General features: G+C 33.4%; 14 protein-coding genes. 8 read left to right on the forward strand and 6 right to left on the reverse strand.

What is annotated here, in order from left to right; all coding sequences use genetic code 11:
* Positions 1-49: 49 nt before the first annotated feature.
* Positions 50-496 carry a DUF6376 family protein gene (locus tag PQF83_RS04255; protein ID WP_000695301.1) on the forward strand — a complete coding sequence of 149 codons (447 nt, stop codon included), beginning with the start codon at positions 50-52 and terminating at the stop codon, positions 494-496.
* Positions 497-531: 35 nt separating this feature from the next.
* On the opposite strand, the gene PQF83_RS04260 is transcribed toward PQF83_RS04255, so the two are convergent.
* The 3 genes from PQF83_RS04260 to PQF83_RS04270 all read right to left on the reverse strand — a co-directional run bounded on the left by PQF83_RS04260 (position 532) and on the right by PQF83_RS04270 (position 2,349).
* Positions 532-870, reverse strand: coding sequence for an EamA family transporter (locus PQF83_RS04260; RefSeq protein ID WP_001089868.1), 339 nt, complete (start codon positions 868-870; stop codon positions 532-534).
* Positions 863-1,204 (reverse strand): EamA family transporter, encoded by a 342-nt coding sequence (locus PQF83_RS04265; protein WP_000805123.1) that lies wholly within the window; start codon positions 1,202-1,204, stop codon positions 863-865. Before PQF83_RS04265 ends, PQF83_RS04260 begins: the two co-directional genes overlap by 8 nt.
* Positions 1,205-1,347: 143 nt before the next feature.
* A complete protein-coding gene (locus tag PQF83_RS04270; RefSeq protein ID WP_001130821.1) occupies positions 1,348-2,349 on the reverse strand; it encodes a S66 family peptidase in 1,002 nt (333 codons plus the stop codon).
* 205 nt (positions 2,350-2,554) lie between these two features.
* On the opposite strand from PQF83_RS04270, the gene PQF83_RS04275 reads away from it, so the two are divergent.
* Positions 2,555-3,508 carry a D-alanyl-D-alanine carboxypeptidase family protein gene (locus tag PQF83_RS04275; RefSeq protein ID WP_000825887.1) on the forward strand — a complete coding sequence of 318 codons (954 nt, stop codon included), beginning with the start codon at positions 2,555-2,557 and terminating at the stop codon, positions 3,506-3,508.
* A 243-nt stretch (positions 3,509-3,751) separates the two neighbouring features.
* Complete coding sequence (locus tag PQF83_RS04280) at positions 3,752-4,354, forward strand: nitroreductase family protein (RefSeq protein ID WP_001993708.1); 603 nt, start codon at positions 3,752-3,754, stop codon at positions 4,352-4,354.
* Between the two features lie 108 nt (positions 4,355-4,462).
* Here the strand turns inward: PQF83_RS04280 and PQF83_RS04285 are convergent, their stop codons facing one another.
* Positions 4,463-4,633, reverse strand: a complete 171-nt coding sequence (locus PQF83_RS04285) for a hypothetical protein (protein ID WP_001059583.1) — start codon at positions 4,631-4,633, stop codon at positions 4,463-4,465.
* A gap of 677 nt (positions 4,634-5,310) precedes the next feature.
* Here PQF83_RS04285 and entFM point away from each other — a divergent pair.
* Positions 5,311-6,573, forward strand: a complete 1,263-nt coding sequence (entFM, locus tag PQF83_RS04290; protein ID WP_000755544.1) for an enterotoxin EntFM — start codon at positions 5,311-5,313, stop codon at positions 6,571-6,573.
* Between the two features lie 98 nt (positions 6,574-6,671).
* Here entFM and PQF83_RS04295 read toward each other — a convergent pair whose 3' ends face one another.
* The gene (locus PQF83_RS04295; RefSeq protein WP_001194298.1) at positions 6,672-7,436 is read right to left on the reverse strand and encodes an alpha/beta fold hydrolase; all 765 of its coding nucleotides are present in this window, start codon (positions 7,434-7,436) and stop codon (positions 6,672-6,674) included.
* A gap of 239 nt (positions 7,437-7,675) precedes the next feature.
* Between PQF83_RS04295 and PQF83_RS04300 the strand changes: the two genes are divergently transcribed.
* The 3 genes from PQF83_RS04300 to hitS all read left to right on the forward strand — a co-directional run bounded on the left by PQF83_RS04300 (position 7,676) and on the right by hitS (position 11,272).
* A complete protein-coding gene (locus PQF83_RS04300) occupies positions 7,676-9,436 on the forward strand; it encodes an ABC transporter ATP-binding protein (protein WP_000453240.1) in 1,761 nt (586 codons plus the stop codon).
* A gap of 88 nt (positions 9,437-9,524) precedes the next feature.
* Positions 9,525-10,202, forward strand: coding sequence for an envelope stress response regulator transcription factor HitR (gene hitR / locus PQF83_RS04305; RefSeq protein ID WP_000937025.1), 678 nt, complete (start codon positions 9,525-9,527; stop codon positions 10,200-10,202).
* Positions 10,199-11,272 carry an envelope stress sensor histidine kinase HitS gene (gene hitS / locus PQF83_RS04310; RefSeq protein ID WP_001254319.1) on the forward strand — a complete coding sequence of 358 codons (1,074 nt, stop codon included), beginning with the start codon at positions 10,199-10,201 and terminating at the stop codon, positions 11,270-11,272. Before hitR ends, hitS begins: the two co-directional genes overlap by 4 nt.
* 24 nt (positions 11,273-11,296) lie before the next feature.
* Here the strand turns inward: hitS and PQF83_RS04315 are convergent, their stop codons facing one another.
* Entirely contained in the window at positions 11,297-11,821 is a 525-nt protein-coding gene (locus tag PQF83_RS04315; RefSeq protein ID WP_001997270.1) for a DUF3139 domain-containing protein, read from the reverse strand.
* Between the two features lie 258 nt (positions 11,822-12,079).
* Here PQF83_RS04315 and PQF83_RS04320 point away from each other — a divergent pair, with 258 nt between their 5' ends.
* Positions 12,080-12,799: a 3-ketoacyl-ACP reductase gene (locus PQF83_RS04320; RefSeq protein WP_000818985.1), complete on the forward strand. Its 720-nt coding sequence runs from the start codon at positions 12,080-12,082 to the stop codon at positions 12,797-12,799.
* The last annotated feature ends 298 nt before the right edge of the window (positions 12,800-13,097 follow it).

Genomic DNA, 13,097 nt, shown 5'->3' on the forward strand with positions numbered 1-13,097 from the left:
TTAGGATAGAGAAACTTACAGACAATTATAAAGACGAAGGGAGCCTAAAATGAAAATAAAATCAACTTTAGTAGTATTTATAGTTACAATTGGCTTAATGGGATGTTCACTAGTAGAACAAGGAAAGAACTCCATAGATTATGCTCAAAAAGCGACAGACTATATAAATGAAATAAGTGCGTTTGCAAATGATGCACCAGCATTAGCTGAAAAGGCTGTTAATGATAGTGAAGCTCGAAAAGAATTAGAAGCGAAGCTTAGTGAAATTAAACAAGATATACCCGCTTTTAATGAATTAACACCGCCTGATGTAGCAAAGGATCTTCATCAGCAAATCGTCGGATATAACGAAAAGTTAAATACGTTAATTGATACGGCGATGACAAAGATAGAAGAAGGGAAAGTGAATGTAGAAGAGTTTAAAAACTCGGAGCTTATGCAGACGGTAGATCAAGTTCGAGATTTGAAAGAGAAGGTGCAAAATTTAGGTCAATAGTAAAAGGCTCCGTTTGTGATAAACGGAGCCTTTTACTATTGGATACAATAAACGATTACACCAACGATAATAATCATGTTGCCGATGAGTTTACGTTTCGTTATTTTTTCTCCTAGGAAATACCAACCGAAAATTAATATGATGATATAACTTAAGGATTCTAATGCTGATGCTTGTTTTAATGCCATGCCCTTCATGGCGATAACATTTAATCCAGCGTTAATTACAAATAAAGAGTAGCCGATAATAACATAAGGATTCACATATTCTTTTATTCTAGAATCGTATTGTTGCAAAGTAGCTTTTTTTAATAATATTTGTGAGTAATTAGCTAAAATTATCCCGAAAATAAATAATAACATATAACTATTCATCTTTTGTCACCACCACAATTCCGACGATAATAATAGCTGCACCAAGTAAATGATTCCACTGAATCGTATCTCCAAATAGAAATACTGACCAAAGCATTGACCATAGTATAATAATCCCGCGATGTGAATATGCTTTTGATATTTCGAAATGTTTAATTACTTGTTGCCATAAAATTGCATATCCAAATAAAAGTATAACTAGTCCGAAATAAGCCATAAAAAATGAGATGGAAGCAATGGGGAATTTAGCCGCCCATTTCATGTAAACCATAATGATAGAATATATCAAAAAAGCTACATGTAAAAATAAGTAATTTTTAATAGTTGGTTTCATTTATTCACTCTCTTTTGCATATAAATATATATTTATACCTAATTTTTCTAATGATAGATATTGGAACGTATTTAGTTTAATCTTTCACATTCCAAATTATATAGTATCATGGCTTTTATTGTAAAACAATAAAAGCCATGTATTCATTTTTTCCAAGGTTCTACAATATGTATCGTTTTATTTGTTGCATCCAACTCTACTTGAACACCGATAGGTATGGTAATCATTGGATGTGTATGGCAACAATCGAAGTCTGCTAGAAAAGGAATTCTTTGATTTTGAAGTACTTCTAATAGTATTTCAAAAGGTTTTCGATTTGTACCACAATGATCAAATTGCTCATGTTTTCCAAGAATGATACCTGAAATTTTATCAAATACACCGTTAATTTTAAGGAATGAAAAGCTTCTTTCAATAGTAGCTGCATCTTTTGAGCTATCCTCAATAAATAGAATATCGCCTTCTTGAATACATGGCATAAAAGAGCTGCCCCAAATTCCTTGTATTGTATTTAAGTTGCCGCCAATTATCCGTCCGGTAGCTTGTCCATTTGTTACAGAAATCCAATTATTTGGTCTAAGTTCTTTTTCTTTCGTTTTCTCTTCCCAATTAATAAATTCGTCTGACCAAAATAAAGGTTGTTTTATGTTGTATGGAAGCGCTTGATCATGCAGTAATGTTTCTACAAAATATTTGTATGTATCATCTACAAAAGGCTCAAATTCTCCAAAGGAGGGAACGAGTGCCGGGCCGTAAAATGTAGGGAGTCCTGTTTTTGCATAAATCCCTAGTAATAAAGCTGTTGCATCTGAATACCCAATCATTATTTTAGGGTTATTTAGAAAAGCATTATAATCAATATAAGGCAATAAGGAATTTGAATTCATGCCACCAATTGTTGACATGATACAAGAAACATTCGGGTTTCTTATTAAAGCATTTAGTTCCTCAGCACGCTCTTGTATACTACCCGAACGATAATAATCATATCGACCTGTTAGTGAACCTTCTAATATATGAAATCCTTTCTGTTGTAAGTAAGATTTCGCTCGTTCAAATCTTTTAGGAGAAGTGTAGGTTACTGGAGAAGAAGGGGAGTAAATCCCAATTGTATCTCCGTATTTTAATGATTTTGGAAGTGGCATTTGTATGAATCCCTTCTATTAATAGTTTTATTCATAAGGTTTATCATTGAATATTCTTATATTTCGGTATTGTCATTGTAACATACATGCATTGAAATAATAATTGCTGTAGATGAATAAATATGCTTTTTACCTTGACGATATAAAGGGAAAGTTGTTATGGTTAAATGTGAGTGTATAAAAGGTTTGTTAAAGGAGTTTTGAAATGAAGCGGTTAAAATGGGGAAGGCTGACAGTCCTATTAGTCATTGTTTTAGGGATATGTTGGTTCTTATTCCAAGGAACTCAAAAGAGTGCAACAAGTATAGAGGGACAACCTTTACAAGTGGCAGAACTACCTAAAACAGGATTAGTTGAAAAAGTAGTCCCACCAAAGTACATACCACCGGAAATTGATGCAAAAGCAGCTATGATTATTGATGCGAGTAATGGAGATGTTATTTATCAACATAATGAAAATGAGGCTTTTGCGCCAGCAAGTATGTCTAAGATGATGACAGCATATCTTCTATTAGAAAATGTACATAATGGGAAAGTTCGCTGGGAAGATCCGGTGAAAATGAGTGCGAAAGCGGCACAAACAGAGGGAGCGAGAATCCCAGTACAAGTTAATGACACATTAACTGTTAAAGATTTATATCATGCATTAATGATTGAGTCAGCTAATAATTCAGCTGTGGCTTTAGCAGAACATATAGCAAAATCGGAGAAAGATTTCGTTCAGCTTATGGATGCAAAAGCGAAACAGTTCAAAATGTCGGAACATGCTAAATTTGCAAATGCTTCTGGATTACAAGAGCCCGATGGAAGTGAAACAAAAATGACGGCTGGTGATGTAGCAAACTTGGCGTATCATCTTATAAAAGATTACCCAGAAATATTAGAAGTGACTCACTTACGTCAAAGTCAGTTAGCATTTAATAATATTAATGTTATAAGTACAAATGATATGTTAAACAAAAATAATAAAGCTTTATATATAGAAGGAATAGACGGATTAAAAACAGGATTTACAGATAGCGCAGGGTATTGTTTTACGGGTACAGCAAAACAAGGTGATACTCGTATTATTACAGTTGTTATGGGGACAAAAGGTAAAACAAAGCGTTTTACAGAGACGAATAAGCTAATGTCTTATGCATTTGGCTTAGTTAATTAAGTGAAATACTGAGTTAGATCATCATATAAAAAAGGCAATTTGTTGTTACGTACTATCGGTAACAGCAAATTGCCTTTTATTTTTTAGCACTAATAAAGTAAAAAGGTAAAAAATGTGAGTGTTATTATTTGAGTTTATTATTGTTTGTTTATATTATAAAGTTAGAAACTTATTAATGATAAGTTTTGAGGGGCATATGATGTGTACATAGGAAAAAGCCTCAAATGAAAATTGGAGGGAATTATGATGGCAAAAGATTTTTACTCAGCGATTGAAGACAGAAGATCTATTTACGCAATTAGTAAAGAACAAGTAGTTTCTGATGAAAAAATTCAAGAAGTGATTTATCATGCTGTAAAACATACACCTTCAGCTTTTAACTCTCAGAGTGCTCGCGTTGTCGTCTTGCTTGGAGAACAACACGATAAGTTATGGGATATTACGAAAGAAACGTTACGAAAAATTGTACCTGAAAATAACTTCGCTTCTACGGAAGAAAAAATGAATGCATTTAAAAGTGGTTATGGAACAGTTCTATACTTCGAAGATAGTGAAGTGGTGGAAGAACTGCAAGAAAAATTTGCATTATACAAAGAGAACTTTCCAATTTGGTCTCAGCAATCCTCTGGAATGTTACAATTTGCAATTTGGACAGCTTTGGAAATTGAAGGGTTTGGTGCTACATTGCAACATTACAATCCATTAATTGATGAAGAAGTGAGAAAAGAATGGGGAGTTCCAGAAAATTGGAAGCTTATTGCGCAAATGCCGTTTGGTAAACCGGTTGTACCTGCAGGTGAAAAAGAATACCAGCCTTTAGAAAACCGTGTAAAAATTTATAAATAATGTAGGAACGAGTGGGGGAATTGTTTATCCCCCACTAATTATTATTTGAACCAATCGGGGTTTTGCTACTTATAAAAAGGTGAACAGGGATACAACCTGTTCACCTTTTTATAAGTAGTAAGGATTTTTTTGATAGGAATTTTTCATCTGATTTTTTAATTCGTTTTTACGTGTTTCAATAGTTGATATTTTTTGTAAGGTAATAATTGAAACGAATTGAAAAAAAGCATAGTACAGTTCTATATTTTTATTTATAGGATCATCTATTATGTTATTCATAAATATACCTCCCTTTTGATTCCACTATTTGCAAGCAATAAAACGCTCATCTTAAAATTCAATTGCTTTCCGTGTAGGGTAAATAAAATGTGTATAGATTAAGACGCTACTATATATATGATAATATAAATACCCTATAAATTCCATAGACAGTTAAAAATGGGTAGCGGAATGTGTACTTTCGTCAAATTAGAACAGAATTTTTGAAGTTAAATCTTACAAATCGTCAAATCTTTTAAAAGTGATAGATAGTATCAAAAATAGTTTTCTAAAAATATTATACTATTGATAAAAAAAGTGTTTTTTGTCATGATAAGAGTATGCTTCATGGGAGGAACTATACTAAGTAATACATTCTTTGCATTGTGTTAGATGAATAGAATTTTTAAAAGTGGATAGAAAAATATTTACTAAGATAATGAATGGTATGTCGAATTTTCAATGAAATACATAAGAAATATGAAAAAAGCATTGCAAAAAGAGTGAGTTTAATGGTAAAGTTCACATGAAGTTCACACGGATTTCACTTCATTCATTTAAAATGAACTCTGTGTGAAAAATAAAACTCTTGCTAAAAAATGGAACTTAATGAATATTTTACTTTGATAATATTGTAAAGTATTAAGTTTATAAGTTTTTTTAAAGAGGATAGTAGGGAAAGGAAGTAAAGACAACTTATGAAAAAAGTAATTGCAGGTTTAGCAGCAGCTTCTGTAGTAGGTGTTGCAGTTCCAGGTATGGATTCTGCTCAAGCACAAGTTTCAAACGAAGCGCTAAAAGAAATTAATGGACAAACTCAAACTCAAACGACTGTAACTGAAACAAAAACTGTAGAAACAAAATCTGACTTAAAATACACAGTAACTGCTGATGTATTAAATGTTCGTTCAGGTGCTGGTACAGGACATAGCGTTATTTCTAAAGTAAAACAAGGTCAAGTACTACAAGTAATTGGACAAGAAAACGGTTGGTTCAAAGTAACTGTAAACGGTCAAACTGGTTATGTAAGTGGTGACTTCGTAACGACTGGTGGTAAAACAGGAACTACTGTTCAACAAGGAACTGGTACTTACACAGTAAACGTTTCTTCACTTAACGTACGTACAGGCCCAAGTACATCTCATACAGTATTAGGCTCTGTAAATAAAGGTAAAACAGTACAAGTTGTTGGTGAAGTACAAGATTGGTTTAAAATCAACTTCAATGGTGGAACTGGATACGTAAGCAAAGACTTCGTAACAAAAGGTGGTTCTGCTGTATCTAACCAAACACAACAACCAACTACAAACAACAATACTACTACAGTTCAAACTGATGGTTCTTATGTTGTTAACACTGGTGCTCTAAAAGTACGTACAGGCCCAGCTACATACAACGCTGTAATTGGTGGCGTAACAAACGGTACAGTATTAAACGTTACTGGCGCTGAAAATGGTTGGTACAAAATTAACCATAACGGCCGTGCAGGTTACGTAAGTGCAGACTTCGTTAAGTTTGTAAAAGGCGGAGTAAACAACGTTACAAATAACGTTCAACAACCAGGTAAAGACGTACAAAAACCAACAACAGGTGGAAATACATCTTCAATCGCTGGTTTCGCTAGATCTTTAAATGGTTCACCGTACAGAACTGCTGGTACAACACCTGCTGGTTTTGACTGCAGTGGATTCATTCACTACGTATTAAATCAAACTGGTCATAAAGGCGCTCGTCAAACAGTTGCTGGATACTGGAGCTCTAAAACAAAAACTAGCAATCCACAACCAGGTGATTTAGTATACTTCCAAAACACTTATAAATCAGGTCCTTCTCACATGGGTGTTTACTTAGGAAACGGTCAGTTCATTAGTGCAGAAACTGATGCAACTGGCGTACGTATTAGTTCAGTAAGCAACTCTTACTGGAGCAAGCACCTTTTAGGTTACACAAAAGCATACTAAGAAAAAGTAGTTTATATACTTTTCGAATAGAGAAAAGGCTTTCCAGGGAAACTTGGGAAGCCTTTTTATAGTTGAATAAATTGGGAGTATAGTAGTTTTTACTTTAACTTCCCGTTTAAAAATCGATCGTATAGGTCATGGAAATAGTTAGGGCGAAATAAATTTGCTGCATGTCCTGCTAACGGTATTTCTTTATATAAAACGTTAGGAAGAATGGACTTTAAATCAAAAAGACAAGATTTATAGAGATGATCATGTTCACCCATTACCCATAGTATAGGGTGGGGAAGTGATTTTAATTTAGATTTTAAATCGAATTCTAACCGATGTCGTAATGATTGGACAATAATTGATGAATGTAATTGCAATCCGAAACGGTAATAAATATTTCTTGAAATGACTGCAAATGGGTTTGCTTTTAGTATGCCACTTGGAAAAATGGTATTTGCGTATTGAGAGAGCCATTTAGAGTAATCGTCTCCTCGTTTCTCCCAAAATTTTTGAAATACGCTATATAAAAGAGAAGGATTATTATAATGGCCGCCAATATGACAAATGCTTAATACTTTTTCTGGGTGCATTTGTGCAAAAATGGTAGAGATATAACAGCCATAGCTTAAGGCGCAAATATGAGCTTTTTGAATGCCTTCTTTTTCGTATAAATTCAATAATTGATCAACGAGGCGTTGTAATGAAAATTCGATAGCTTCACCTTTATCATCGCCGTGACCTAATAAATCATACGTAATAATGTTGTAGGAGGTTGAAAATCGTTTATGCTCTTTTTTGAAGGCACGACGATTGCCAACTAATCCATGAATAAAAATAATTGTTTCCTTTTCGGAATGTATATTTGTTTGCAAAAAGGATACTCCTTTCAATAACGGGAGATTTATATAGTATTGTAAATTGATTATTTATCATTCGCATAGAATAATATTTAGCACTAGGTAATAATATCAGATATTTATATCTGTTGTAAAGGTGAGTTTTTATGTATATTTTGTAAAAATAGAAAAAGTGTGTTTACATTCAGTTTACATTCGTATTGTATTCTATTTTTAGAAAGAACAGTTTGGTTTAACACGAGGAGATGACAGAAATGGAAGTTAAAAATGAAATGAAGAAAAAAGGGAGCTGGAGGCAGTTTTTACGCCTTATTCAAGATACAAATCCTCCGAAAGGGATATTAATTTTTGCGTTATTCATGAGTTTACTTTCTACAGGAGCGAGTTTATTTATTCCGATGTTAACAAAAGGATTAGTAGATAATTTTTCACTTTCGTCAATTAGTACAGGACAAATTGTTGGGCTAGTTGCCTTCTTTATTATGCAAACTATAGCTGCAGGATTATCTATATATTTATTAAATTATATAGGACAGAAGATTGTAGCTGGATTAAGAGAACGTTTGTGGAAAAAGGTACTTATATTGCCAGTATCTTATTATGATCAAAATAGAACAGGCGATACAATTAGCCGAATGACAAATGATACAGGTGTTGTGAAGACATTAATTTCTGAGCATTTGTCAAATTTATTAACAGGCGGTATTTCAATTGTCGGATCATTAATCGTATTATTTGTTTTAGATTGGAAAATGACACTTTTACTTTTAACGGTTATTCCATTATCAGTACTTATTTTAGTTCCACTTGGACGAAAAATGTATAAGATTTCAAAAGCACTTCAAGATGAAACGGCTTCTTTTACAAGTGTGCTAACGCAAGTATTATCAGAAATTCGTTTAGTAAAATCTTCGAACACAGAAAAAAGAGAATATGAAACTGGAAATAAAGGTATCGAAAAGTTATTGCAATTTGGTTTGAAAGAAGGGAAAGTGCAAGCGTTAATTTCACCAGTTATGTCGTTTGTTTTAATGGCATTGCTTGTTATTATCGTAGGGTATGGTGGGATGCGTGTTTCTAGCGGTGCATTAACTACAGGTGAACTTGTAGCGTTTATTTTATATTTAGTTCAAATTATAATGCCGATGAGTCAATTATCTATGTTCTTTACACAATTCCAAAAGGCAATTGGTGCAACGGAAAGAATTAATACAATTTTAGAATATGAAGTAGAAGATCATGAAACAGGTGTGAAAGTCACAAATGCTAAGCAGCCAATCGTTCTTGAAAATGTACATTTCGAGTATAACGAAGAAGAGCAAGTGTTAAAGAATATTGATTTCACAATTGAATCAGGAAAAGTAACAGCAATCGTAGGACCAAGTGGTAGCGGGAAAACGACGTTATTCTCATTATTAGAACGTTTTTATGAGCCAACTAGCGGTGCTATTAAATTAGGGAAAGATACAATTACGAACTATTCGTTACAGTCATGGCGACGTCAAATTGGTTACGTTTCACAAGATAGTCCGTTAATTGATGGAACGATTCGGGATAATATTTGTTACGGCGTTGAGGGAGAAGTGACAGATGAAGAAATTGAAAAAGTAGCGGCGATGGCATATGTGGATGCATTTATTCATGATTTGCCAAATGGATATGCAACAGAAGTTGGAGAACGTGGTGTGAAACTTTCTGGAGGACAAAGACAGCGAATTGCCATTGCCCGAGCGTTACTTCGAAATCCACAAATTCTTATGTTAGATGAAGCAACTTCTAGTTTAGATAGTAAATCAGAGTCTGTCGTTCAAAAGGCATTAAATAACTTAATGAAAGGCAGAACAACGTTAGTTATTGCACATAGACTTTCTACTGTAGTAGATGCAGATAAAATTATCTTTATAGAAAAAGGGAATCTTACAGGAAGTGGTACACATGATGAATTGTTACGCACACATGACATGTATCGTGAATTTGCAACGCAACAATTGAAAATTAAAGAGGGCGTATTATAAAATGAATCATCAGTGGGGCTTATACTCCGCTGGTGATTCATTTTTAAAAGTTATATAAAAGATGCTACGTAGAAAGGAGAGGTTTTCTTTGCTACCAAAAATTTTAATAGTAGATGACGATCCACATATTAGAGAACTTGTTTCTGTATTTTTAGAGCGGGAAGGATTTCAAACATATGAAGCAATTGATGGTCTAGATGCACTTCAAAAAATAGATGAAGTGAAAGTTGATATGGTTATTCTTGATATCATGATGCCGAATATGGATGGATTTGATGTATGTTTTGAATTAAGGAAATACTATGATATTCCGATTTTGATGTTAACTGCTAAAGGAGAAACGTCTCAAAAAGTAAAAGGATTTCATCTTGGAACGGATGATTATCTTGTAAAACCATTTGATCCGATAGAACTAGTAGTGAGAGTTAAGGCGTTATTGAAACGTTACCAAATTACAGTATCGCAATCAATTCAAGTTGGAAATGTACTGTTAAATCGTAAAACATTTGAAGTTACAATTGGAGAACAAACAGTTACGTTACCACTAAAAGAATTCGAATTGCTATTTACTTTAGGCTCTAAAGCGGGAAGAACTTGTTCGAGAGAGCAATTAATTGAAGATGTATGGGGATATGATTTTGAAGGAAATGAGCGAACATTAGATGTTCATATGAATCGGTTACGTGAGAAGTTCCAAGAAGAGAAATCGAGATTTAGTATTAAAACGATAAGAGGCTTAGGATATCGCTTAGAGGTAAGTAAATGAGAAGAAGAGAGCGAATGAGTAAATTCAAGATGCTAAAAGTAACGGGAGCGATAATAGCACTCTTTTCTTTTCTTACTATTATTTGGTCTACAGCATTTTATGTATCATCTAGTATATTGGATGCACTTGCAATACATTTATCTCCTTTTGTTACCTACCTCATTAGTGACATACTCAGTTTTATATTTATGATTCTTCTTTGGATATTAATTGCAGTATTAATGAGACCGAAGCGAGAGGCGATGATTTGGACTATTATTGAACCGATACAAAAAATTGCAAAAGGGGACTTCTCCGTAAAAATACGAAATGAAGAGAAATATGATGGAGAAATTGGTGTGCTCGTAAAAAGTATAAATGATATGACAGATGAACTAAATGCGATGGAGAAAATGCGCCAGGAATTTGTATCGAATGTTTCTCATGAAATACAGTCACCATTAACTTCTATAAAAGGATTTGCTAGAGCGCTACAAGATAACAATCTTTCCGAGGAAAAGAGAGAGCATTACCTTACCATTATTGAAACGGAAACGACGAGATTATCTAAACTAAGTCAAAATTTACTGAAGCTTACCCTTTTAGAGTCGGAAGAATATACACCAGAAAGAGTAACTTATCGATTAGATCAACAGTTAAAGCAAATTGTGTTAAATAGTGAACCGCTCTGGGCTGAAAAAGAAATTGAATTGGAACTTAATTTAGGGAAAGTGCACATTACTGCTGACCAAGAAAGTATGAGTCAAGTTTGGATTAATTTAATTCATAATAGTATTAAATTTACTCCAAGTGTTGGCACAATTACAATCCAGTTAAAAGAATATGAGAAAGTAGTGGAAGTGCGTATTCGCGATTCGGGAATTGGAATATCTGAAGAACAGAAGCAACATATTTTTGAGCGTTTTTATAAAGCGGATTCTTCACGAAATCGTGCTTATGGAGGGAGTGGCTTAGGTTTGGCTATCGTAAAAAAAGTACTCGACCTTCATCAAGGAGAAATAAAAGTCGAGAGTGAGGAAGGCAGTGGTACGGAATTTATTGTACGTATTTCGAATCATGAAGAGAAATAGTGTTAGAAGGGGAACATTCTAACACTATTTTTCTTTAAAAATACATTTCCCATTACTGCAACTATATTGATAAGCTTTTCCTTCATTATTCATACGGTATGAATAATCTGATTTTTCATCTTTCTTAAAGTCAACGTATGCTTCTGCATCGTTTTTATCATCATCTATATCAATGAAATGAATGTGTCGTATAGAATAATCCTTTTTTTCACTTAAACCTCTTTCTTGTAAGTTCGTATGAATCCCTTGTATTAGTTGATCGAACAGTGAACAATTTAAATTAAGATGCTCAAATGATTCAGTATGTCTTCCTAAAATGCCATTGTCTTGTATTATTTTTTTATTATTATCGTATGTATAAGAGTATGTAAAATAAGGTTCGTCTTTATATACTACCTCTGCATAATAGCCAATATTATAAAGGGAAGTATATTTTCCGGTTATGCTTTGTATTTCTTTTTGCTTATATCCTTTTATAGTATGGAGATATTCGTTAGTTTCTTTTTCTATTACTTTATAATATAGTGGATTACCAAATATAAAGTACATAGCCAAAAATATGCTAAATAGTCCGACTGCAGATAGTGACAAGAACCATTTTTTCTTTTCATACGCATATGCTCTCCTTTATGGAATTTATTTCTATTTTACATGAATTATGGAAAAAAGATGAGAATTATAAATAAGAACTTTCTATAGTTACCTACAAGTAACCTACGCACATGAAAGTGCATCATTGCCTTTTTACATAAACATAGATACAATTTTAATATAATACATAACTGAGATGATTAAGGAGTGTTATACTTGGCAGAATTATTACAAGGCAAAAATGCTTTAATTACAGGAGCAGGTAGAGGGATTGGTCGCGCTGTAGCGATCGCATTAGCGAAAGAGGGCGTAAATGTAGGTCTTTTAGCTCGCTCAGAAGAAAACTTAAAAGCTGTAGCGAAAGAAGTAGAAGCAGAAGGCGTAAAAGCTGTTATTGCGACTGCTGATGTTTCTTCATATGAAGAAGTGACTACTGCAATTGAGACGTTAAAAAACGGTTTAGGATCTATCGATATTTTAATTAATAACGCTGGTATTTCTAAGTTCGGTAAGTTTTTAGAACTAGACGTTGCTGATTGGGAAAAAATCATTCAAGTAAACTTAATGGGTGTATACTATGCAACTCGTGCAGCTTTACCAAGCATGATTGAACAACAATCTGGTGATATCATTAACATTTCATCTACAGCAGGACAAAAAGGTGCACCTGTAACAAGTGCATATAGTGCTTCTAAATTTGGTGTTCTTGGCTTAACAGAATCGTTAGCGATGGAAGTTCGTAAACATAACATTCGCGTAACTGCTTTAACTCCAAGTACAGTAGCAACAGATATGGCTGTAGATTTAGGGCTAACTGATGGAAATCCTGATAAAGTTATGCAAGCAGAAGATATTGCAGAGTTTATCGTAGCGCAGCTGAAATTAAATAAACGTACATTTATTAAATCAGCAGGACTTTGGTCTACTAATCCGTAAGGGATACATGTATAAACAAAAGAAGGGATATCTATTTTGTAATGAAGTAGATGTCCCTTCTTTATTTTTTGTATATAAGATAAAATTTTCTGTATAATTGAAAGTGAATAGTAGAAAAGTATTGAAAGCGATGGTATTTCCATGAGTATGATTGAGAAGTGGACGGCTGTTGATCAATATATGAGTGATGTATGAATACCGAAAGATTTTACATTTTCGTAAAAGAATAACGAAAGGAGATAAATAGAATGAAAAAGATGTTTGAAAAATTATAACTTGTATCGTATACAACGCAGTT

It is taken from the genome of Bacillus sp. FF-1 (genome assembly GCF_028548245.1).
GTDB lineage: Bacteria > Bacillota > Bacilli > Bacillales > Bacillaceae_G > Bacillus_A > Bacillus_A paranthracis.